At 43.7% G+C, this 23,642-nt stretch carries 18 protein-coding genes; 8 read left to right on the forward strand and 10 right to left on the reverse strand.

The features are described 5' to 3' along the window. Positions 1-6 precede the first annotated feature (6 nt). A complete protein-coding gene (locus OW491_RS01240; RefSeq protein WP_290034421.1) occupies positions 7-654 on the forward strand; it encodes a DUF2959 domain-containing protein in 648 nt (215 codons plus the stop codon). Positions 655-686: 32 nt separating this feature from the next. Here OW491_RS01240 and OW491_RS01245 read toward each other — a convergent pair whose 3' ends face one another. From OW491_RS01245 to OW491_RS01260, 4 genes are read right to left on the reverse strand one after another with little or no spacing between them, the layout of a single operon-like run. Continuing rightward, a complete protein-coding gene (locus OW491_RS01245; protein ID WP_290034422.1) occupies positions 687-1,439 on the reverse strand; it encodes a hypothetical protein in 753 nt (250 codons plus the stop codon). Between the two features lie 11 nt (positions 1,440-1,450). After that, entirely contained in the window at positions 1,451-4,054 is a 2,604-nt protein-coding gene (locus OW491_RS01250) for an MlaD family protein (protein WP_290034423.1), read from the reverse strand. Beyond that, a complete protein-coding gene (locus tag OW491_RS01255) occupies positions 4,051-4,692 on the reverse strand; it encodes a paraquat-inducible protein A (RefSeq protein WP_075173807.1) in 642 nt (213 codons plus the stop codon). Before OW491_RS01255 ends, OW491_RS01250 begins: the two co-directional genes overlap by 4 nt. Then, complete coding sequence (locus OW491_RS01260; RefSeq protein WP_083610123.1) at positions 4,689-5,330, reverse strand: paraquat-inducible protein A; 642 nt, start codon at positions 5,328-5,330, stop codon at positions 4,689-4,691. Before OW491_RS01260 ends, OW491_RS01255 begins: the two co-directional genes overlap by 4 nt. Positions 5,331-5,569: 239 nt before the next feature. Here OW491_RS01260 and pdxH point away from each other — a divergent pair, with 239 nt between their 5' ends. From pdxH to OW491_RS01275, 3 genes are read left to right on the forward strand one after another with little or no spacing between them, the layout of a single operon-like run. Then, a complete protein-coding gene (pdxH, locus tag OW491_RS01265) occupies positions 5,570-6,223 on the forward strand; it encodes a pyridoxamine 5'-phosphate oxidase (protein WP_075173808.1) in 654 nt (217 codons plus the stop codon). Beyond that, positions 6,220-6,876 carry a dienelactone hydrolase family protein gene (locus OW491_RS01270; protein WP_075179845.1) on the forward strand — a complete coding sequence of 219 codons (657 nt, stop codon included), beginning with the start codon at positions 6,220-6,222 and terminating at the stop codon, positions 6,874-6,876. Before pdxH ends, OW491_RS01270 begins: the two co-directional genes overlap by 4 nt. 8 nt (positions 6,877-6,884) lie before the next feature. Next, a complete protein-coding gene (locus OW491_RS01275; RefSeq protein WP_075173810.1) occupies positions 6,885-7,346 on the forward strand; it encodes a peptidylprolyl isomerase in 462 nt (153 codons plus the stop codon). 47 nt (positions 7,347-7,393) lie between these two features. On the opposite strand, the gene OW491_RS01280 is transcribed toward OW491_RS01275, so the two are convergent. Continuing rightward, positions 7,394-7,651, reverse strand: a complete 258-nt coding sequence (locus OW491_RS01280) for a hypothetical protein (protein ID WP_075173811.1) — start codon at positions 7,649-7,651, stop codon at positions 7,394-7,396. Positions 7,652-8,258: 607 nt separating this feature from the next. Here OW491_RS01280 and OW491_RS01285 point away from each other — a divergent pair. The 4 genes from OW491_RS01285 (at position 8,259) to OW491_RS01300 (ending at position 12,275) form a co-directional block, all read left to right on the forward strand. Beyond that, the gene (locus tag OW491_RS01285) at positions 8,259-8,393 is read left to right on the forward strand and encodes a hypothetical protein (RefSeq protein ID WP_281363037.1); all 135 of its coding nucleotides are present in this window, start codon (positions 8,259-8,261) and stop codon (positions 8,391-8,393) included. 402 nt (positions 8,394-8,795) lie between these two features. Further along, complete coding sequence (locus OW491_RS01290) at positions 8,796-9,242, forward strand: GNAT family N-acetyltransferase (RefSeq protein ID WP_290034424.1); 447 nt, start codon at positions 8,796-8,798, stop codon at positions 9,240-9,242. 153 nt (positions 9,243-9,395) lie between these two features. Then, on the forward strand, positions 9,396-10,190 hold the full coding sequence (locus OW491_RS01295; protein ID WP_290034425.1) for a class III extradiol ring-cleavage dioxygenase: 795 nt from the start codon (positions 9,396-9,398) through the stop codon (positions 10,188-10,190). Between the two features lie 135 nt (positions 10,191-10,325). Continuing rightward, entirely contained in the window at positions 10,326-12,275 is a 1,950-nt protein-coding gene (locus OW491_RS01300) for a methyl-accepting chemotaxis protein (RefSeq protein WP_290034426.1), read from the forward strand. An 87-nt stretch (positions 12,276-12,362) separates the two neighbouring features. Here the strand turns inward: OW491_RS01300 and OW491_RS01305 are convergent, their stop codons facing one another. The 5 genes from OW491_RS01305 to OW491_RS01325 all read right to left on the reverse strand — a co-directional run bounded on the left by OW491_RS01305 (position 12,363) and on the right by OW491_RS01325 (position 23,465). Further along, positions 12,363-14,066, reverse strand: coding sequence for a GGDEF domain-containing response regulator (locus OW491_RS01305; RefSeq protein WP_290034427.1), 1,704 nt, complete (start codon positions 14,064-14,066; stop codon positions 12,363-12,365). 28 nt (positions 14,067-14,094) lie between these two features. After that, positions 14,095-14,517, reverse strand: coding sequence for a response regulator (locus tag OW491_RS01310; RefSeq protein ID WP_139303217.1), 423 nt, complete (start codon positions 14,515-14,517; stop codon positions 14,095-14,097). 17 nt (positions 14,518-14,534) lie between these two features. Further along, positions 14,535-17,105 carry a CHASE domain-containing protein gene (locus tag OW491_RS01315; RefSeq protein WP_290034428.1) on the reverse strand — a complete coding sequence of 857 codons (2,571 nt, stop codon included), beginning with the start codon at positions 17,103-17,105 and terminating at the stop codon, positions 14,535-14,537. A gap of 87 nt (positions 17,106-17,192) precedes the next feature. Then, positions 17,193-21,779: an EAL domain-containing protein gene (locus OW491_RS01320; protein ID WP_290034429.1), complete on the reverse strand. Its 4,587-nt coding sequence runs from the start codon at positions 21,777-21,779 to the stop codon at positions 17,193-17,195. A 351-nt stretch (positions 21,780-22,130) separates the two neighbouring features. Beyond that, positions 22,131-23,465, reverse strand: a complete 1,335-nt coding sequence (locus OW491_RS01325; protein WP_290034430.1) for a DEAD/DEAH box helicase — start codon at positions 23,463-23,465, stop codon at positions 22,131-22,133. Positions 23,466-23,642: the final 177 nt, after the last annotated feature.

Raw genomic sequence — 23,642 nt, forward strand, 5'->3', positions numbered from 1 at the left:
AGGTAGATGACTAAGCGGATCTTGGTTGTGATAACCGCATTGATAGCCTTGAGTGGTTGTCAGAGTGCTTATTATGCGGCGATGGAAAAGGTCGGTGTGCATAAACGGGATATCTTGGTAGATCGTGTAGAAGAGGCACGCGATGCGCAGGACGATGCTCAAGAGCAGTTTGCTGATGCATTAGCGCAATACCAAGCGGTTATACAGTTTGACGGCGCTGAACTAGAGACTCTCTACAATCGTTTTAAGGATGAATATGACGATAGCGCGGCCGCCGCGCAAGAAGTCACTGATCGTATTAATCAAGTGGAGAAAGTGGCAGAGGCGCTGTTTGATGAGTGGACGGATGAGCTGTCCCAATATCAAAATGCAGCTTTACGTGCTCAAAGCGCCCAGCAGCTTAAGAGTACGCAACGTCGCTATAATGCGTTGTTACGGACGATGAGACAGGCAGAAAAGCGGATGGCTCCTGTGCTGAGCGCATTGAACGATAATGTTTTGTATTTAAAGCATAACTTAAATGCTCGGGCCATAGGCGCGCTCAAAGGAGAGTTTGCTGGTTTGCAGCAAAACATAGATCGCTTAATTAGCGATATGGAGCGAGCGATACAAGAGTCCGATGCGTTTATTCGTGATATGGAAACAGGCCAATAATATCGGCTAGTGCCTCTTAGCTTAGGCATTAGTTAGATAGGTAAAAAAGTAGTAGACGCTACGCCGTGCACTACTTTATTGATGGTGCGGTTGTTTTGGTCGGCCGCTATCATCGCCATCATATCTTGTAGAGCAATCATCTTGCTAAATAGCCGTTCGGTACTGAGGTTAACCTCGTTTAATTGAGGTGAAATGCTGTTGCTAATAAGCAGTAGCTCGTTGTTTTTGTCTTTTTTGTGGTTTATTTGCCAAGCAACGGATTCTAAGTTACGCGCACTGTTGTAAAGTTTTTGATGGTTTATTGAGTCGAGCATGAAAAACTCATTTTGAAAGTTGTAGCTAGTATGGATCATGCCTGTTACCCCGACCATCAGCGCAAAAACACGATCTCCATTAAAGTCTGGATCAAAGGCCCGTGTGATCGCCGTGGTTGAATAGTAATCGCCAAGTTCGCTAAATCGTACTGTGCGCGGATAACTAAATAGTTGGTTAATCCGCTTTTTTACTGTCATGCCTGGTGGCGCTTTCTTTAGCTCTCGTGGGTTGAGCTTATAAAGCTTGACGAGTAAGTTCCGCGATAGTTTATTCACGGTTTGAAGGTTGAGGTCGGTCACCATGTCAATTTCAGACTTGGCAAGTTGTTTAAGGGTGAAAGGCTTACGGTTGTCGTTCAATGTTTGACAACCCGTGAGGCTCGTAACAACCGCAATGGCTAAACCTGCCGTGATAAGGGGCAGGCGCTTGCGACTATTACGAGCGAGTGTATGTCGTAAAGGCTGAAACATGGTTGGGCTTCTTAGTCATCTTTTAATGTAAAGATAGCACCTGATGCGGCTTTTGGACTGTCAGTTGGCGAGGTAAAGCTTAAACCGCCGCCAATAATTGTTTCCAAGCTCTCCGCTTTCACTTTCAAACCACCAAATAATGATAAGTCCATCCGGACGCCGCTGATATTTTCAAATTCGCTATCGGCTCGCACGTACGATGCATATTCAGGGTTAATATTGACGAATACATTGACGTGCTGTCCCACGGAGGGCAGGTCAAAGTTAGTGACACGACCTACAGGAACCTGGCGGAAGAACACAGGGCTGCCTTTCATTAGTGAGCCCAACTCAGGTACTTGCACAATTAAGTTTAAGCCTTCGTAGTTACGAAAAGCAGGAGCTTTGGTTAGCCCTTTAAACTGAAACTGTGCTTTACCGTTTCCTTCGGAGGCTTCTACGTAATTACCTAATATTAGCCCTTCGGGGTTTTCAATAGCGCTAAGGCGTATTTGTGAGGAAACTACCCAAAAACGGCTGCCTTCTTGTGCTAAAAAGTGACCATCACGATATAAGTCAATAAAGGCTTTAATCCGCTTTCCTTGCTCGATTACCTTGACGTTCCGTACTTTACCAACGGTTTGCCCTTTATATCGAATATCAGCGAGGGGTTGCAGATCCTTTCCGGCAGGGAACGTCACAATAATACCCAGAGGTTGTAGTTCGCTGAGCGACTCGTTGGGGTATAAAGTGAATAGGTGGTTTGTTTTAATGGCTACGCCTTCTTCGAAGTTCGCGAAGGCTATACCACCGCTAATTAGAGCCTCTAAGGATTCCATTTTTAAGTCTAGCTGGCGTAGGGATACATCGGCGGAAATACCGCTGGCATTCCAAAAGCGAGTACCTTCGTGAACTAAATGCTTATAAGGCTTTTCGATGAGGGCGTAGAGGGTGACCGCATTACCGTCTTTATTGAGCGTTACATCAGTGATCTCACCAACACGGATCTGCTTATACAGTACGGGATCTCCTGCTTTGAGTGAGCCTGTTTCTTCAGCATGCAATCGGATTTTTAGAGCACCAGCAAAGCGTTGATCAGACAATTTTCCGTTGTCGCTGGCGGATTGATAATCATCATAAAGAGTGTAGCTGGATTTAGGCGCTGATTTTTTACCATCACCGGGGTTAAAGAACGAAATCCCCCCCAATAATAAGCTGGTGGCCGACTCTGTAGAGACAGATACTCCGCGTAGGCTTGCATTAACCTTGATGCCACTAGCATTCCAAAAACGTGTATTGCCGCTTAATAAGTGACTGTACTGTTGCTCTATAGCCGCATGGATGATGATGTGAGAGCCATCACTACCAAGCTCATAACTTAACACTTCACCCACAGGCATTTGGCGATAAAGAATAGGAGAGCCTTTGGTAATTGATCCGAGTGTATCGGTCTTGAGTTCAAAGCTTTTACCCATCGCTAGTTGGCGTTTGGCCGGTGCTAAGTTGAGTGCAGTAAAAGAGAGTTTCTCAGCCCCTTGGCCTGGATCTAATTCTATAAAGCTGCCACGCAATAGATCGCCAATATTGGATAGATTTGTGATGGACAGCTGCGGCTTTTGTAACCAAAAACGGGAGCTTTCGCGGAGCAAATCTTTTGCGCGAGGGTCAAGAAACAGCACGGTATCCAAGTATTTGAAGTCATCGGTGACGGTTGCCTCTTTGACACGACCAATTTGTACACCGCGGCTCATGACAACCGTGCCTTCGCTGATTTCAGTTGCACTTGGGAAGCGAAGTTTTACATTAATCCCGTCTTGAGCGGCTTCGTAATCGTCGAATAAGCTAAAGCGCGTGCCGTTAGTCGCTGGTTTTGCGTCTTCATCGGGTGGCGAAAAATGAATGCCACCAGCGATAATGGAAGCTAAAGAATCAACTTGTATGTCGATTTTTGGCAAATCCGCTTTAATACGAATACCGCTAGCATTCCAAAAGCGAGTATTTTCTTTAATTAGCCCTGTATAACGGGGTTCTATGTATGTTTCGATCAGCACACGCTGGCCATTGGGGCTGAGCGTGTGGCTTAGCACTTCGCCAACTTCAATATCGCGGTAGTATACTTTAGCGCCTTGGTACACCGAACGAGCGTTGTCGGCTGTTAGTGTCAGGTAGAGTCCGTCTGAATCTTTGAGCGGTGGAGGTGGTTGATCATTAGCAATAAAGGTATCTGTCGTTTTACCTGACATGCCTGGTTGAAAACCAATGTAATGGCCCGAGAGCAGTGTTTCTAAACCGCGCACTCCTGATAAAGAAACTTGAGGTTTAACTAACCAAAACTGCGCTTCATCGGTCAAGGTATCGGCCGTTTCCGGAACCATTTCGATGACCGCCCGCACACGACGCAGGTCTTCATCAATTTTTAGGCTTTTGACCACCCCTGTGGGCAAACCACGGTAAAGAACCTTGGTTTTGTTAGCCTCTAGCCCTGTTGCAGAATCGAACATTACTTCAATCAGCACACCTTGATCCCTATAGTTCTGATACACCAGCCAGCCGGCAATGATGGCAGCTAAAATGGGTAAGAACCAAACGGCCGAGGGGGTGCGCCGGCGTTTAATGACAGGGGTGTTGTCGCTCATGGAAAAACCTCTAATTGTTCCAAATGCTTATCCCATATAAGCCGAGTATCAAAGCTATGGGCTGCTAACATAGTGAGTATAACGGAGACACCAAAGGCAGTTGCACCGGAGTTGCCTGTTACACTGGCTAAACTACCGAGCTGCACAATGGCGGCTAAAATGGCTACTACAAAAATATCTAACATGGACCAACGGCCAATCCATTCTACAAAACGGTACATCCACATTTTTTGGCGCATATTAGTTGTCCAGCCTAGTTGGACGGCAAGTAGCAGGATAATAAGGCCAATAATTTTCATGACTGGGATGATGATTGATGCCGTCAACACTACTAACGCAATGCCCATCATGCCGTGATCCATCAGTTGCAATACGCCGCCCAGAATTGTTGAAGGCCCCCCTTGCCCTAAAGAGGTTAACGTCATAATTGGGAGCATATTGGCAGGCAATAACATAAAAGCAGAGGCGATGAGTAAAGCCCATGTGTAAGCAATGGAATGCTGTTTGCGTTTATGAAGGCTAGCTCCGCAGCGTGTGCATGAGTGATGGTCCATCGTTTCTGGAAAGGGCTTGCGACAATCGTGGCATAAAATAATACCAAAATTTATAGCGGACTTACGTAAGTCTTCAGGGATCATAGGCGGCGTTCCAATTGTTCTATGCGTCGCCAAAAGCGGTAGCTATCTAACTGTGTTGAGGTGAGCAAAGTCACAATAATTAAAGCGGCTAAGCTGTATAAACCAATCCCCGGCGTCACCGCAGCAACATCAATGAGTTTAATGATCGAAACGAGTACGCCTAACATGTAAATCTCGAGCATGCCCCAACTATCGAGTTGTTGATAGCCTCGCATGGCCCAAGCGAGAAAAGGGGCCGGGTAGTGAAATAACAAGCAGGTGCTCAAATAGGCCATTAAAACGAGTTTTATGAAAGGAATAATGATTGCTGAGAAGAGCACTAAACCCGCAACCACATAAAGACCGTTGCTATACATAGCCGCGACGGACTCAAATATAGTCTCAGATTGCACAAGACCTAAAGCTTTAAGGGATAAAATAGGAAACAAATTTGCAGGAAAAAACAGAATAAGGCCCGCAATAGCTAAAGCTAGCGTCCATTCAAATGTATGGTGACGGCTGGATATCAATACCGTTTGGCAACGAGGGCATTCAGCCTCGTGACGGTTAGGAACCGCGCGGTTTTCCATAAGTAGGTCGCAGGCTGGGCATACGAGTACCTTGTTGTGATCAATCGTGGACATTTCCGTATCTGACATGCCTTACATTTAACCTAAATTTACAAAGCTCAGTATGCCAGATAACTCATGGAGGGTGCTAACCTTGAATCAGCTAAGCGTGCTGGGTGTACGAATTTCCCTTTGACCTTGGTTAGCAAGATTGCAGGTAACTGACTTTACGCAGTAAATCAGAAACTACGAGGGCGTTTTGTAAGTATACGCACTGATTTAATGAGATGATTTCGTTATAGTTAGCGCCATTAAGAGGAGAGGTTTCCATGGCAGAAGAGCAAGGTGATTTGACGGCGCTGCGCCGCGAGTACGTAGCGACAGGTATTACAAAATCAATGATGAAAGGCGACCCTATTGCCCAATTCGCCGACTGGTTTGCCGTCGCGCGTCAAGTGCGTCCTGATGATGTAAGTTCGATGACGTTAGCCACGGCAGATAAGCAAGGACGACCTTCGGCTCGCATTGTGTTGCTAAAGCACTTCGATGAGTCGGGCTTTGCATGGTATACCGACTACGAAAGTCAAAAAGGCCAGGCATTAGCTGATAACCCTTATGCTGAGATCTTATTTTATTGGTATGGGCTGGAACGACAAATACGGATTCAAGGACGGGTAGAAAAGCTGCTGCCTGAACAAGCGGATCATTATTTTAATTCGCGTCCACTAGGGAGCCGCCTGAGCGCTCATGTGTCGCATCAGAGTCATCCTGTTGCGTCTCGAGAAGTTCTTGAGGCTAAGGTAGAAGATCTGGCCGAGCATACGGTTGATGATTGTGTAGCAAGGCCTGCTCGCTGGGGTGGTTATCGTCTTATTCCAGAAAAGTTCGAATTTTGGCAAGGCCGAGAAAGTCGTTTGCATGATCGGTTAATTTACACACGTAATGCTAATAATGGGTGGGATTTACAAAGGATTCAGCCATGAGTGACGTTATTACGGTAGAAACAGCAGCTCAACCCGATGCTGCAATTATTTGGATGCATGGTTTAGGGGCTGATGGGGCCGACTTTCCGCCCACATTACCTTATCTGTTATTGCCTGAATCATTGAAGATTCGCTTTTTATTCCCGAATGCTCCGGTAAGGCCCGTGACGGTTAATGGTGGGTTTGAGATGCGCTCGTGGTACGACATTATCAGCATGGATAATGGCCGCGAAATAAATGGCCACCAGTTAGATGAGTCGATTATACGCATTAACAAAATGGTGGATGATCAAATCGAACAAGGCATTGATGCTCAACGTATTTTGCTGGTGGGGTTTTCTCAAGGCGGTGCTGTCGCCTATGAAACAGGGCTGCAAGGTTCCTCTTCGATAGGAGGAATAGCAGCGATGTCGACCTACTTGCCAAGGCCGTTGTCTAGCCTTGCGGTGACGGCTGCTACATCGTTACCTGTACTAATTCTGCACGGAACCTATGATGATGTGGTGCCGTTAACGATGGCTGAAGAGGCTAAACAGCAACTTAAGCAAACGGGCTTTGATCCAGAGTTTTACGAATATGCAATGGCTCACGAAGTCTCTGTGGAGTCATTAAAAACATTGGGTAGCTGGATTTCACAGCGCCTATCTAAGTGAGGTATTTCATGCAAGTAGCTGATAATTCAGTTGTTTTTTTTCACTATGAATTAAAAAACGATCAAAACGAAGTCGTTGATACGACTGAAGGTGAAGAGCCTATTCCGTATATTCATGGGAAACAACAAATTGTACCGGGCCTTGAAGAGGCCATGTTAGGTCATAAAGCGGGCGATAAATTTGATGTATGTGTGCCGCCCGAGAAAGGTTATGGGCTGCATGATGAAGATAAATTATTTGATGTAGATAGAGCCCTATTTGCAGGGATGGCTGATTTGGCTGTGGGCTCAATGTGCGAAATGACCAATGAACAAGGTCAGCCCGAAGTAGTAACCGTTGCCGAAATAGGTGACGAGGTGGTGACGGTAGACGCCAACCACCCGTTTGCAGGTCAAGTATTAACGTTTGCTATAGAGATTACGTCAGTCCGAGAAGCCACTGAGACTGAGCTCGAAAACGGCATCGGTTAGTCGATACAGTAATCATCTCATTGGTATGAAGCGTTACTTAAAGCGCTTTATACCTTTTCTTGCCATTCCATATCTCCAATATGCACATTTAGCCACTCAAAACCTATGCGTTTTGCCACGGCTGCTGCCCCATCTAAGCTTTTAAACTCCCTTTCTTTTTTACTGCGCTGAAGGTCGAGCGTAATCACGTTTTCATCTTTCGCAATAAATTTTAACGTCCAGCCGCGTGACATGGCGATGGGCGTTGCATGGCAAGATTCAAAAACACCCGCATTAAAAAGCAACTTTATTTCTCGTTCCTGCATAGTCTTATACCATTATTGATTAATCTTAAATACTTATTGATAAGTATATATCTAATTGTGATTATTGGCAAGATTTTAACAAACTTTTTGATTGTATAAGCTATTGAAAATAAACGGTTTTTTATGGTTTTCTTGTCCTTTTTTATAAGCTTTTTCATGCTTTGTAACTGTTTGTTTTTACTGGCTTTTTTGTGGTGTTCTCGCTATTAGTTATTTTTATGGATATATGATTATTAATAGTTTTAGTTGTTGATTAATAGATTGAAATCTATTTTTGATAAATTGAAAGCCAGTATTCAATTTTCGTTAGTCAAATTTGTGATTTGCAGGTTGATGCCAGGTTTGGGGAGGGCTATATATGGGTTTTAGGAGGGAGAAAATAGGGTAATTAGCTAGGCTTAAGCGATAATGAAAGCGGTTTGATATAGATCAAGTAATAGGCATATGGTGTGGGTGGAGGTTTTTCTTTTTGTTAATTAAATCAATGGTTTATTTTTGTTTTTGGATGTCGATATTGCGCGGCAGCTAAATGTTGAGTTAGGTCAATTCTTTATTCAAATAAGGTCTCTAACCTGTACTTAAATCGTAAAGAAAAGAGGCACGTATTATGTTTGGTATTGATCCTTATGCATTTGAAACACTGTGGCCTAGCTTGTTAGGTGTCGCTGCAATGGCTAGTGTTATGGTGTGGGGCTTTATAAAAATTCGGCATTTGATGAATGACGACATCAAGAAAAAGTAAGGCACTTTTTTGTTCACCTAGTCGCATTCAATCACGCATTGAATAGCCGGTTTGTATGACGGCTAAGATAAAACCTTCTTACTGTTACCAGGGTAAAAATTAAGGCCAAGGCAATTTGGTGCGGAGTCGTCCGTGGAAGAACGCTTTGGCATTTTTTCTATGCCTGTACTTTGCACTTTCCTGACAATGGGCTATACCTATAATGAGTCGCTTGAAGATAAGTACCTGTAAAGTGCTTTCTTAAAAGCAACGATAGATTTTGGCAAACATTATGGTTTACCTTGATCAGGAGATCAGAGGCATAGCTTAGGAAGGAGTCCTCTGCTATGTTTTCTAATTAAAGGGCCGCTTGCGGTAAAAAGCGTGCCCAGTCACTAGCAAGTACTAAGGATAGTATCCATTTTGGATAACTCTTCTAGCCCCAACAACATCCGTTTTGTAGCGTTATCACCTTCTCAGTGGCGTTTGCTGCACCCTTTTTATAAACGTAATAATTACGAAGGCTTTCCGCGAAACGGCGAAACAGTTGCCGTATTAATTGACGCATCTAATCTGATTATTGCGGTTGCCCGCATCACTATACAGGCAGGTGAGCGCATTATTCGGGGTGTTTGGGTCGAAGGTGAATTTCGGCGTCAAGGTTACGGTATCTGGTTGTTAGATTGCATAGAAAAGGAAGGTTGGTTAACGCATAGCTATTGTTTTGCGCAACCGCATCTGCACGATTTTTATGAGGCGGCGGGGTTTATTTCTGTGGACGATAAAGAGTTGCCCAACAATCTTCGTAATCTTCTAAAGCGTTATCAAGAGGTTGATAACTCATTGCGCGCTTTTTACCATCCAATGTAACCTTCCTGAGGCTAAACAGGCTTCACATAGCCTAGTCACAAGTTTAATAGTATGCGTCTAGTGGAATGGTTTCTTAATAACTATGCATGATTGTTCTTTTTAGCTTTGATATACACTGCTCTCTGTTCTTAATGGCAGCGGTCAGGAGATGGTATGCGTTTACCCACCTATTTTTTATCACATGGCGGTGGCCCATGGCCGTGGATGAAAAAAGAGCAAGGCACTTTATTTGCTCAATTAGAGGCTTCATTGCGTGCAATCCCTCACAATTTGCCTCAAGCGCCACAGGCTGTATTGGTTATTAGTGGGCATTGGGAAACACAAGGTTTTAGTATTTCAGCCGCGAGCCAACCGGGGATGGTATTCGACTATTATGGCTTTCCTGAGCACACCTATCATATTAGCTATCCTGCGCCTGGGTCTCCCCAATTAGCTGATCAGGTCCATGCTTTATTAGCGGCAGCGGGTTTGGATGTGAAGCTTGATAACACGCGAGGTTTAGATCATGGGACGTTTACTATGTTAAAGCCCATGTACCCTGATGCAGATGTACCGGTTGTGCAGTTATCATTAAACGCTTCATTAGATCCGGCGCAGCATATCAATGTGGGGCGTTTGCTGGCGCCGTTGCGAGATCAAGGCGTACTTATCATTGGAAGCGGGCTAAGCTACCATAACTTACGTCGTATGGATCCCGGCGCGCAACAACCTTCAAAGCAGTTTGATGACTGGTTACAGCACAGTTTATCTTTTACCGGAGAAGATCGTACTGCCCGTTTGTGCCAATGGGCATCGGCCCCTATGGCTCGCTTTGCACACCCACGTGAAGATCATCTTATCCCATTAATGGTTGCTGTTGGTGCGGCCGAAAACGACACGTTTGAATGTATATATCATCAAGAAGATCTGTTTGGCAGTATCACGGCGTCTAGCTTTCGTTTTGGTTAGCTCATTATTTTGTATGTTAACTCATTGCATTCATGAGCTACTTAGGTCGTTGAAGCACCTTCTTTAGTACTGACTTCGTTGAAAAATCAATATCTTGTCCTAGATTGAACTCTGACTTCTTCTACCGTGGTACATATGATGTTAGGCAATCTTCGCTTAGGTTGGAAAATAGGGCTGGGTTTTGGTGTTGTTATGATTCTCATGGCCATAGCCTCTTTTTTTGGGATAGGTTCGCTCAATAAAGCGGAGAAAGGTGTAGAGACATACAGCCGTATGACAAATATCACCGTGCTTGCCGGTGATATTCAAGTAACGATGCTGCGTGCGCGATCTGATTTTCAAGCGTATCTTATAACGCATAGCGAACACGAGCTGGATCAGTACACTCAGACAACGGCACAACTGGCATCTCAACTCGACCATGCTCAGAAGATAACCCAAAACCCAGACCGACAAATCCTCATTCAGCAAGCTTTAGCTGCCATGCAAATCTATCAAGACGTAGTTCAGCGCTTAATTGATCGTATTACTGCAAGTGATGAGTTGGTCTCTTCCAAGCTACTGGTGCGTGGAGAAGAAATGAGTCTTAGTATGAGTGAAATCATTGAGCGAGCCAGAGATGATAATAGCTCTATGGTGATGTTTGATGCGGCACAAGTTCAGCAGGCTCTAATGGCAACCCGTTTATATACGAGCCAGTATTTAAACAGCGGTTTGTCTGGAGACTATAATCGAGCGCTAATGTCGATAGAAAATGATGTAGACGAACTAGCTATAGAGTTGGGCAGCAATATATCAACTGCTGACATCCGTGTTAAATACAGTAACTATCAATCTGAAAGCAAAGCTTATATTGAGCATTTAAACAGCCTATTCCAAATGACCGAAGCATTGGCGTCAGACACCGCGGCGCTAGAAGCTGCCGAGCAGCAAATGATTAGTCACCTTTTGGGGATAAAACAATCGGTTTTAGCTGATCAAACACAGTTAGGCGCTGGGCTAAAAGCTGAAGTAGAACAAAAAATCGGAGTGATGTTATGGGTGACTGTAGCGGCTTTAATTTTAGGAAGTGTGTTTGCCGTCGCTATGTCGAGAGCTATTAGTAAGCCTATAGGAGCGGCTGTCACTATAGCGAATAACCTTGCAGCCGGGAATTTGGCAATACCGAAAACACGACAGCGTAAAGATGAAGTCGGTATCTTGCTAACGGCCCTGCAAAATACGGCACATAGTTTAAAAACCATGATCAGCCAAATATCACTCGCTAGCTCTGAAATGAGTCAAGCCACAACACGAATGGCAAATGCCACTTACCAGTCTCAGCAGGGCGTGGTTAGCCAGCAAAGTGAAACTGATCAAGTGATGGTAGCAATGGAGCAAATGGCGGTATCGGTAAGAGATGTATCGGATAGTGCACAACAAGCCGCTCAGGCAGCCGCAACCGCTAATAATGATGCGACTACTGGGCGTAATATTGTAGAAGATACACAGGCGAGTATTAGAGCGCTTGCTTCGAGTGTCACGCAAACCCAGGAACGTATCAGCGACTTAGAAAAGCAGAGTGTCAATATTGGCGGAATCTTGGATGTTATTCGCAGTATTGCAGAGCAAACTAATTTACTGGCACTGAATGCGGCCATAGAGGCTGCAAGGGCAGGGGAGCAGGGGCGTGGTTTTGCTGTTGTAGCTGATGAAGTTAGAGTGTTAGCACAAAGAACTCAACAATCGACCGAGCAAATTCAGAACTTGATCGAAGGCTTACAAAAAGGAACTAACAGCGCTGCGATCGCCATGCGACAAGGTAAGGAACAAGCACAAAAAAGCGTTGATAAAGCCGCTAATGCAAGGGACGCGTTGGAAGCGATTACCCAAGCTGTGCAAACCATTAATGAGATGAATACACAAATAGCCTCAGCGGTATCGGAGCAAAGCAGGGTAGCGGATAGTGTTAGTCAAAATGTGAGTAATGTGCGTGATGTTACCGAAAAAGGAATTCAACATACGAATGAGACAGTGGTTGCCAGCGACGATATACGTTTAATTGCCCAACGTTTGCAGAGTATGGTGGCTAAGTTTTCATTATAGTTAAAGCGAAATATGCAATCAGCTATTCTGGAGTCGAATGGCTGAGGGCAGCTTATGAGAAAGGTAACGATAAGGTGTTTGCTCAGCTTATTTAAGATAGCGCTCGGTAACGGCATGAGCCGTTAAGCCTGGATCGAAATAATAACCTTGCTGACGAGTTACATTTAAGTTTTGGCATAACGTCTTATGTTGTTCAGTCTCAACACCTTCTGCGACGATATCCAACTCCAAAATTTTTAACATTTGCACCAACCCCGTTACCAGTGCATCGGTTTTATTTCTTTTCTCATTCAACGGCATTAACGATTTATCTAATTTAACCGTCGTAAGCGGTATGCTGTTTAAATGAGATATTGACGAATAGCCAGTACCAAAGTCATCCAAAGCGAGGGTGCACCCCAATTCAACCAACTGGTCTAGCACGGCAAGTGTAGAGGAGTTGCTTTCTAGGATAGCGGTTTCCGTTAATTCAAACTCTACTAGGCTGGGAGCCAACTGATGGGCATTGCAAATGCGCTTAACAATAGCTGGAAATTCCAGATCATTTAATTGCGTAGGCGATAAATTAATCGCTATGCTGAGTAGGTTGTTTTTTGAACGTAGTTTATTCCAAGCGCTTATTTGTTGTATGGCTTGCTCGGCTACCCAACGACCAATCTCAACAATTTGGAAAGATTGCTCTGCAATAGGGATGAATTCATCTGGCGGAATTAGCCCCGCTGGAGACTGCCAGCGAATGAGTGCTTCAAAGCCACATAGCTGGGAATTATCGACTGAAAAAACCGGTTGATAGACTAAGAAGAACTCGTTGTCTTTTAAGGCTTTTGGGATACCGTTCTCAAGAGCGAGCCTGCGTTGCGTCTCATGTTGCATGGTTTCTTCGAAAAAACTGATTTGCCCTCGGCCGCTTTGCTTTGATCGGTACATCGCTATGTCGGCGTATTTTAATAACTCTTCTGAGGAGTGGTTAGTCTGAGCGTTATCGATAGAAATACCGATACTAATAGATACATTAAATTCTTTACCATCTATCTCAAACGGCGCTTGCATGGCAATTTGTATACGTTGTGCGATTCGAGCTACATCGTAAGGCGAGTTTAAGTTGGTGAGTAAAATAATGAACTCGTCACCACCTAAGCGAGCAAAAAGCTCGCTTCCACGCAAAACCGCCGAGATGCGTTTGCACACTTTTATAAGTAAACCATCGCCAGCGCCGTGGCCAAAGCTATCATTAATTAACTTAAAGTTATCTAGGTCAAATAAAATCAGGGCTAAACAGGCTTGATTACGATGATTATTTGAGACGGCTACTTTGAATGTTTCATCGAAGAGATGACGGTTAGCAAGGTTCGTGAGAGCGTCCCTTTCAGCTAGGCGCTTTACACGATCAAAACTATCTTTTAGTTCGCGCTCTAGTTCAAAGCGCTTTTGGGCTTGTATGATTGTACGGCGCAGCTTGGTGGCGGTGATTTCGTTTTTAAGCAAGAAGTCTTGAGCGCCTGCTTGAATGCATTGTAGAGCGACCGCTTCATCTTCGGAGTTGCTCATCATTACAATGGTTTCGTAACGTATCTTAGGTGCTTGTCTTAGTTCTAGAAGCAACTCGATACCATTGCGTTGTGGCAATTGGTAATCCAACAAAATAATGTCATACGTATTCTGCTCGCATGCAGCTAGGGCAGAGTCTACGTTTAAGGCTTCAGAAATTGTACAGTCAAATGATGATTTAAACAGTGAGCGCTTAACGCTCTCTCTATCTACAATATCATCATCTACAATCAAAACGCGCATTAAGCTTGCCTCTGCTTTACAACGTTACTTACGTCGGTAAAAAAGAAATTTTCCAGTAACCGTTAAGAAGAGCAGAAACATCCATGCTGCCTTCACCTGATTCATCTTTTAAGAAGTACCCTGCAATTAAATTCTGATAGGCTTTTGTTCTTTCTTCTTCTGATTTAGAAGTCGTCAATATAAAAATGACACTGTCCCTAAAGCGAGATGATGCACGCACGGCTTCCAAAAACTCTAAGCCGTTCATTCTTGGCATTTGTAAATCGAGTAATATGACAAACGGCTTAGTGACCTCGCCGCTCTCCAGCATAGCAAACGCTTCTACACCATCTCGAGCTCTGACGATTGGGTTACTAATGCGTAGTTTTTTGAATGCGCGCTCTACGGTTTGGGCGTCTACATCATCATCTTCAATAAGAAAGAGCGTTGCTTCTTTTTTCATGTCGTCCATACATGACTCCGTGTCATCTAATCAGTCATATTTTGCTTAATAGGTAAAAAGATGACTATTGTCGTCCCTAGGTTATCGGCCGACAGCTGATTAGGTTTATCGAGGAATTCTGGATTTGTAGACTCAATATGTAGAGATCCACCATTATATTCCACTATCTTATTACACAAAGCTAAGCCTAATCCACTTCCTTCGACCTCGTCGCGAGGTCGAAGGGTTTGAAACATTTCCAATGCTTTATCATGAAGGTTAGGTGGGATTCCCGTACCATCATCAGCTACTTTTAAGGTAAAACCATTGACTGTTTTTTCCGCCAAGACGGCAATATTACCTGCATCATTGGGGTGGTGTTTAACTGCATTGCCTATCAGGTTTCGTATGACCTGTTCAAAAGGCGTTTTGGCGACGTTGAGCGTTATATCAGCCACCGTCACGTTAAAGGTGCTTGGTATATCCATCAGCCCAACGATGTCGAGTACCAATGGGCGTAAACCAACACTTTCTACTTGATAGTTTACACGGCCCACGCGCGAAAAGAGTAGGAGGTCGTCAAGGAGTTTCCCCATGCGCTTGCTACGGTTTTTGAGCAACTCAAAGTGCTGCTGAGCACTTTCGGGTAAAATACCTTCACAGTCTTCTTCTATCCAGCCGGCCAGCTTATTAATGGCATTGAGTGGCGCTTTCAAGTCATGAGAGGCGACATAAGCAAATTGGTCAAGCTCTGCGTTACTCCTGACCAGTTCTGCATTACGTGTTTCTAGTTGCAGAGATAACCGCTTCGCTCGATCAATATCAAGAATCTGAGCAAATATAGAGGTTACTTGGCCTGCCGAGTTACGTATAGATGATGACGATAAAAGCCCCCATACCAGTGAGCCATCGACTCTTTTGTATTGTTTCTCTCGACGTATAGATTCAATGTCGCCTTTGATTAGCATATCAAGGCCGTGTTGGGTTTGTACTTTTTCGTGGTCTGCAATAATGGTGCTGACAGGTTGGCCTATTAATTCTTCCGTACTGTAGCCAAGCCATTCAGCTAAACCTGCGTTGATTTCCGTGAAATTGCATGCGACATCACATAGGGCAAAGCCGGATAACGAGGAGTGTATCGCTGTTGTTAGCAATGCTTCCTGTTCGGCTAATCGTTGTTCGTCTTGATGCTTGTCCGTGAGGTCATGAATAATACCTATAAAAATAGGTTGGTTATTTTCCAGGTCTTCACTGATTTGTATGTGGATGGGCAGCTGAGAATTATTCTTCCTTTTACCCATAATCCGTTGTTCACCGACTGTCAGCAGTGGATTTGCGTTTTCAGATTCATCGTTTGAAGAGGTCGGTAATAAACAATGTATGTTTTGTCCAACTAGCTCATCTCTGTGGTAGTGGAATAGCATAAGAGTGGCATTGTTGACCTCTAAAATAATGCCTGTGTTGGATACAATAACTAAGCCATCGAGCATTGTGTCAAATGCTCTACTCATGCGGGTATAAGCGCCAGTTAACTCTTCTTGCTTTTGAATAAGGTCTTTAGAGACTGTTTTTGCATAGGATACAGCACGATGATTGGCATTAACTAAAATAAGAAATAAAGAGAACAGCATTATCTCTATGGCAATACCGGCTAGTAAAATAATAATAGGCTGATTATTGTTGTGTTGCGAACGAAAAAGGAGCGACGTTTGTATTTTAAAATCCCACGTTCGGCCATACAGGTTGATCTTGTGTTGCTCTGAAAAAATAGGGTCTGGATCAAAGTCTGTGGAGTCAGCCGACAGCTCATCGTAAAGTAAGTAGTTTCCATCACGTATAGAAAAGTTGAGTAGCCTGTTCTCATTTTCAAGTGTACCGTCCATTAGATTTTTCATAATGAAGGGTGCATAGACGTTGCCAATAAAATTGGCACGGCGTTCATCTAACGTGTCGGGTATGTTCTCGGTTTTATAGAAGGGAGCATAGAATAAAAAACCGGGTGTTTTTTTAGAATCTTGTACAAGAACAATTGGAGCGGTGATTTGAGCTAAGCCGCTGTCCCTTGCTTTTTTAGCTGCGGTTAAACGGTTGGTTTCGTGGGCCATATCCAAACCAAGCGCCTTGCGATTTGACTCAAGTGGTTCAATAAAGGTGATGGGCCAAAATTCTTGCTTGTTGTGCGGCGGGTGCACCCGGAAGTCTGTTTGGTCTCTTTGCTGTCGAGTTATGAATGAACTCAGGCCCTCAGGTTTTACATAATAGATGACGCCTATGCCGTTAATACCTGGGTATTTAGAGGCGAGGGATAATTGCTCGCTGTAGGATTTCCATTGTTTGGCGTTGATTTCTCCATCAGAAAACTTTAAAGCTGCAACGCTCCCCCGCAGTGTATCTTCATAGCGATTCATGCGCTCCTCGACCAATTCGATTAAGTGCGAGGCTTGGAACTTGTATTGCTGCTCCATTTTTTGGTGGCTTTGTTCAGAACTAACAAACCAAGCGGCTAATGTTAGTAAAAAAGAAGCAAGTAGTACTAACCAATGATACCAATGAAACTTATCAGTGATATTGGCTAATGTTGGGGGGGCAGGCTGATTTAATTCATGTTTGTCCATCATTAGCCACTAAATCCATTGTTATAAAGTAGTATTCAAACGCGCATTTATTTAAACAATAGTATAGAAATTAGATTTACACATTATTAGTTAATTCTTATTCATCTTTTCTAAACAGGCTTCGATAGGAAGGGGTATGGCCAAAAGGTAACCTTGCCCGTAGTCGCAACCGTTCTCTTGGAGGAATATATATTGCTCCTCTGTTTCTATACCTTCGGCCACCACTAGCAGGTTTAGTGCTTTCGCCATGGCAATAGAGGCTTTTATGATTTCTTCAGATGATTTGCTGCTACCTATGTCAGCAATAAAGCCTTTATCGACTTTTAAGGAGTTGAAAGGCATCTTGCGAAGGTAGAGCAAGTTCGAATAACCCGTGCCAAAATCATCGATAACTAGCTTAACGCCAAGGCGGTCAAAGCGCTTATACTTGTACTGGAAGTCATCGTTTTCAGGGACGATCAAGCCTTCAGTTAGCTCAAATTTTAAGCGTTCTACTGGAAAGTTATAGTTGTTCACAATGCCTGCAAACCAACGATAAAACCCTTCGTTTTCAAAATCTTTTGCAGATAAGTTGATCGACACCGTACCTTTGTATCGATCACCTATTTCTAATAAGTCTTTGATTACTGTGTGTATAACGTACTCTGAAATAGAGATAATTAAATCGGACTGCTCGGCTATCGGAATAAACTTGCTGGGCATTATTTGTCCCATTTCAGGCTGATTCCAGCGAATGAGAGCCTCTAAAGAGTCAACCTCTCCCGTTTGTAGGTCGATAATGGGTTGGTAGAAGACTTCAAACTCGTTGTCTTTAAGTGCCTTGCGAATTGAATTTTCAAGTGTGGCGCGCTCTAATGCTGAGCTCGAAATATCTTGTGAGCTAAAGCAAAATCTACTCCCGCCTTTTTCTTTCGCGTCGTACATCGCGATGTCAGCTTGACGCAGCAAGTCATCGCTGGTCATGCCGTCGTTAGGGTAAATACTAATACCAACACTGCCGCCTATCTTAAAGCTCTGCGAGCCTACCTCGACAGGTTGCGATAATTGTTGGATGAGGCCTTGGGCAATTTTTCCTGCGCTTAATGGGCTATCGATACCTTCCAATAGTGCGACAAACTCGTCTCCACCAATTCGTGCGATGGTATCTTGTTTGCGTAAGGCATTGGTTAAACGCTTAGCAATAACTTTAAGTACATTGTCTCCAACTTGGTGACCGGAGCTATCATTGATGATTTTAAAACGATCCAAATCAATAAATAAAATGGCAAGAATCTGGCCATTGCGTTTTGAATTGGCAATCGCATGATTTAAGCGATCGGTTAATAAAGAGCGGTTAGGTAGTGAAGTGAGAACATCATGGTTAGCCAAATAAGTAATCTCTTCTTGGCTATTTTTAAGCGCACTAATGTCGGTCATTGTGACAACATAACGCATCACTTCATCACGGCTGTTTTTAACAGCGTTGATATTCATATAAACAGGGAATAGCTCATCACATTGATGTTTGCTAATCACTTCCCCCGACCATTGACCTCGACTGGGTAGCTTATTTGAGATTTCTTCAAGGAGGCGCTCATTAATATCTTTGGAAAACAGCAAACTAATCCCTTTTCCTATTACGTCATCCTTTTTGTAGCCTGTCATTATTTCAAACGCGCTGTTTAATTTTATGATATTTAGATCGAGGTCGGTGATTAAAATCGCTTCTTGTGTGCTATCTAGCACCACTTTCGCTTGTTCAAGCTCACTAATATAACGCTTTGATTGGTCAATGTTTTGGATAACGGAGATAAAGAATAGCGGTTTATTCTCATCATCTCTGACTAGGGCAACTGATAAATGAATCCATATAATTTGGCCGTCTTTTCTTAAGTAACGCTTTTCCATTGAGTAATGGGTGATATCGCCGGTTAGCAGCTGGTTTAGTAATTCTAAATCGGCTTCTAAATCTTCCGTGTGAGTAATCTCTTGAAAGGTAAGAGTCATAAACTCGTCGAGTGAATACCCCAGCATTTCGCATAATTTACTGTTAACGCTTAGCCATTCACCCTGCAAGCCTACGTGAGCAATACCTATGTTAGCCTGCTCAAACGTCGTTTGATATTTTTGATTACTTAATTGCAGCTCGGCGAGTACTTTGCAAGATTCGGTGACATCTTGGGCAAAGCTCCATATTTTCATATCACTGTCTTGCCCCGAAGAAAGATAATCGGTGATCTTGAGAATCCTCTTCTCGTTATTATTAACATGAATAACCGCTTGGTAAGGGCCGTATTTTTTATTGGCCAGTAGCTGGTCTAAGTGGTTCTCATTTTTACTTGGTGGGAGTTTACAGATGATATCGCGCCAGTTTTTTTTGAGTAGGGTGCTTTGTGGGAGCTGAGCGATCGCTACCATACTGGCATTGGTTTTCAATATATTACCGTCAATGTCAGTGAGTACGATGGCATCATTAACGTTATCCAGCAGGGACTCGTAACGCTGATTCAAATGATTTAATTGCTGCTCCATCTTTGCTTTATTATCGAACATGTCTTTAAGTTCAGCATAGGCAGCCTGAAGTTCTTCGTTTGTGGCTTGTAGCTCTTCATTACTCGTTTCCATCTCTTCGTTGGTCGATTGGAGTTCTTCATTAGAGCTTTGAAGTTCTTCATTGAGTGATTGTAACTCTTCATTGCTTGTTTCTAGTTCTTCAACCAGTGTTTGTAAATGCTCTCGTGTATGGGTGAGTTCCAGCTGGAGTAAGTTGTCCGGCGTTGCGGTGGAGTCTAGCTTTTCTAAGTCAATATAGGGAAACTCGCTTAGGTTGACTTGTTGAAAGTAGATAACAAACATAGGCTGAGAGTGCTGTAAATACGGTACAACGTGAGCTTTTATAAAGCGCGGCCCATTTGCAGAGCCTGTAAATGAAAAATATCGGCTGCTACTAACTTGTTCCGTTTTAAGAGCTTGATGAACGGTTTTACGAACCTCGACAGCGATGCTCGGGGATGTCATTTTATATAAGTTATAGGAGACGTAACCTTCTGGAAGCGTTAAAAAGTCAATGTCACCTTTTTTGAAAATGACATCCATATTTTCATTGGTTACAACCACATGCGGGATTAATAGCTTAGCGGCTTCACTAATGATGATATCTTGCAGAGAACTCAATGCGTTTTTTTTGTTAGCGTGCTCCAGCTTAGGTTTTGAAGGGCTATTCCTGGTCGATTTTAGCTTAGTGAGTTCATAAGCTGATTTGGCTATGGTGACTTTTTTGAAAATTTTGCTTGATTTGTCGATAGTCGAAAATAGCTCTACACCGGCTGGAATGTTTTCCGAATTACCCAGGAACAATAACCCTCCTGGTTTTAACGCATAATGTAAAACCGGAAAAACATATTCTTGAGCTTCGTTAGTAAAATAAATGAGTAAATTACGGCAAATGACTAAATCTGAATTGCGAAATGGGGGATCTGATAATAAGTTATGAAATGAGAAAACAATACTTTCCCGTAACACTTTACGTGCTTCAAACTGATTATCAGAAAACTTAAAGTATTTATTTACAATCGTTTTATGAACGCCTTCTAAAGAAATACTGCTGTAAATTCCTCGACGCGCTTTTGATAGCGCATCGTCATCAATATCTGTCGCGAAAATTTGAATATTAATCCACTGTTCGCGCTCTTCTAACAGTTCTTTTAATAAAATAAGTATAGAGTAAGTTTCCTCTCCGGTTGAGCAGCCAGGAATCCATATACGCACGTCTTTTAAGTCTGGGTTACGGTCTAAATAGTTCGCGAATGCTCTTTTCAAGCCAGTAAACGACTCTGTATCGCGAAAAAAACGGGTGACTCCAATAAGGATGTCCTTATATAAAGCAGACACTTCTTCGGCATTATTTTCGAGTAGCGCTAAGTATTCGGTGAGGGAAGCAGACTTAGTTGCTAATATTCGGCGTTCAATTCGACGATTTATTGTATTTTTTTTGTAGGAAGCAAAGTCAACACGCCGGTGTTGGTAAAGTAATTCAAAAATCCTATCTAGCTCACTTGGTTGGTTGCCTGCTGAGTAACGGAGTAAAACCTTGTCGCGTGGCATATTTTGTAAGGCAAGGAGCTCTTTACCAATTTCTAAGGGTTTTAAAACCATATCTACATTACAGCTATCAATAGCGGCTTTGGGCATTCCGTCATACTTAGCATCTAGGGGATCTTGCACCATAGTAATGCCCCCTGCCGCGTTAATCGCTCTTATACCTTGTGCCCCGTCGGTACCTGTGCCGGATAAAATAATTCCAATGGCATGTTCTTTCTTAAACTCGGCGATTGAGCTAAATAGGTGATTTATTGAAGGCTTGGGGCCAAACGTGGTTAGGTCACGATCTGTTAAGATAATCTCAAAATTATCGTTAATTTCGATATTTCTGTTTGGTGGTGTTATGTAGATAGTATCTGCTTGTATCGTGAGTCCATGGACTGCGTCGGTTACGGTAAGCTCTGTCTCCCGGGTGAGTAACTCTACCAGCATTGTTTTATGGGCAGGGCTGAGATGTTGAGCAATTAAATAGCCCATCTTTAAACCGCGTGGCAGGCCTTGGATAAACCGTGTTAGTGCTTCTAAACCACCAGCGCTTGCCCCAATCCCGACTAAAGTAATTTCTACATTTTTTGACCCATTCATCCCGATGGCCATTCGTAGTACTCCGTTACGTAACCTAATAGCTGTAATTTTTTATAATATGCTGAAAATACACAGTCGTTTAATTGAAGGTAAAGATCAGCTTTTTGAGTTGTTCTCTCTGCTCGTATACTTTTGTATAGGTAGACTAGATCTTTATGTATAGAGCTAAAGGGTTAAGCGCCATATATAGTGTAACTATAGCTAAGCCCTATAAAAGAACAAGAATTGAATCATCTCAGAGGACGGGGAGCTTAGGAAGTGAGGAAATACACTTATTTAAGAATTCAACAAAAGGAGAATCCGTGGTTACCGGAGGTAACCACGGAAGTGGTTCACGTGATGTTCTCAGAAATACGTCAGGCCTTACGATTTAGCAGCTGCCGTACTCGCGCGTGGTTTCCTAAAACGACGCTTCCTATCGCCTTCCCCCGGTTTGTTTGAGTTGCCGTTTTGGGCCTGCGCTCGGTTCCCTTGATTGGGAGGCGATGTGTTTTTTGAAGGATCTTTTGGCTTCTTAGGTTTTTTGACACCTGCCGGCGGGCGCAGACGAGATTCAGGCAATCTTTCATCAGGTTCAAACCCTTTAATAATCTCACGCGGGATAATCTTTTGCGTCAGCCGTTCAATATCAGAAAGTAACTTAAACTCTTCGGCAGAGACTAACGATACGGCTTTACCAACAGCACCAGCGCGGCCTGTGCGACCAATGCGGTGTACGTAGTCTTCGGATACATTGGGCAAATCAAAGTTGACTACTTGCGGCAATTGGTCGATGTCGATTCCGCGAGCAGCGATATCTGTGGCGACCAGTACCTGAACTCGGCCATCTTTGAAATCTGATAACGCACGTGTTCGGGCGCCTTGGCTTTTGTTGCCATGAATCGCTGCAGAAGGGATGCTTTTCTTAATAAGAAAACGTGCTAATCGATCTGCACCATGTTTAGTTCGGCTAAAAACGAGTACCTGAGACCACTGATTTTGTTTAATTAAGTGGGCAAGTAATTGAGATTTGTCGGGTTTGTCGACTGGATGTATGCACTGCTCGACAGAAGCCGCCGTTGCATTACGTGGTGTGACGGATATTTCGATAGGGTCGTTGATAATGCCTTTAGCCAGCGCGCGAATATCTTCAGAAAATGTGGCTGAAAATAGTAGGTTTTGACGCTGTTTGGGTAATAAGGTCATGATACGGCGTATATCATGAATAAAACCCATGTCTAGCATGCGGTCGGCTTCATCCAGTACCAATATCTCCAGCTGGTTGAATTTAACCGCTTTTTGATTGTACAAGTCGATTAGGCGACCAGGCGTTGCGATTAAAATATCGCAGCCTTTACGCAATTGCATCATTTGAGGATTGATGCCAACACCGCCGAAGACGATTTGAGACCTCAGTGGTAGGTGTTTTCCGTATTTTGCAACGTTTTCACCGACTTGAGCGGCTAGTTCGCGGGTCGGTGTGAGTACTAAGGCACGGATATGGTTGGGTGCCGCTTTGGTGCCGCGGCTTAATAGCTCTAGAACTGGCAGGGTGAAGCCTGCCGTTTTGCCTGTCCCTGTTTGTGCTGCAGCCATCACGTCTTTACCGTTTAGAACGGCCGGTATCGCTTGTGCTTGGATCGGTGATGGCGTGTTATATCCTTGTTCTGCAACGGCTTGTAATATAGGTGCAGAAAGTCCAAGGGAATCAAAACTCATAGTTGTGTGTTCTCACAGTGTTGTCATGGAGGGCATAGCCGCCCATTACCACAGTAGGAACTGGGAGAGCAGCAAAATAAATCGATCGCCAGGCTAAGGTTTTAAGCCTAGGGGTATAAGATGGCGAGCAGAAAGTGTGGTCATTCTATAGGAGAGCAAGGAGGAATACAAAGCGGC

Source organism: Neptunomonas sp. CHC150 (assembly GCF_030397555.1).
Lineage (GTDB): Bacteria > Pseudomonadota > Gammaproteobacteria > Pseudomonadales > Balneatricaceae > Neptunomonas > Neptunomonas phycophila.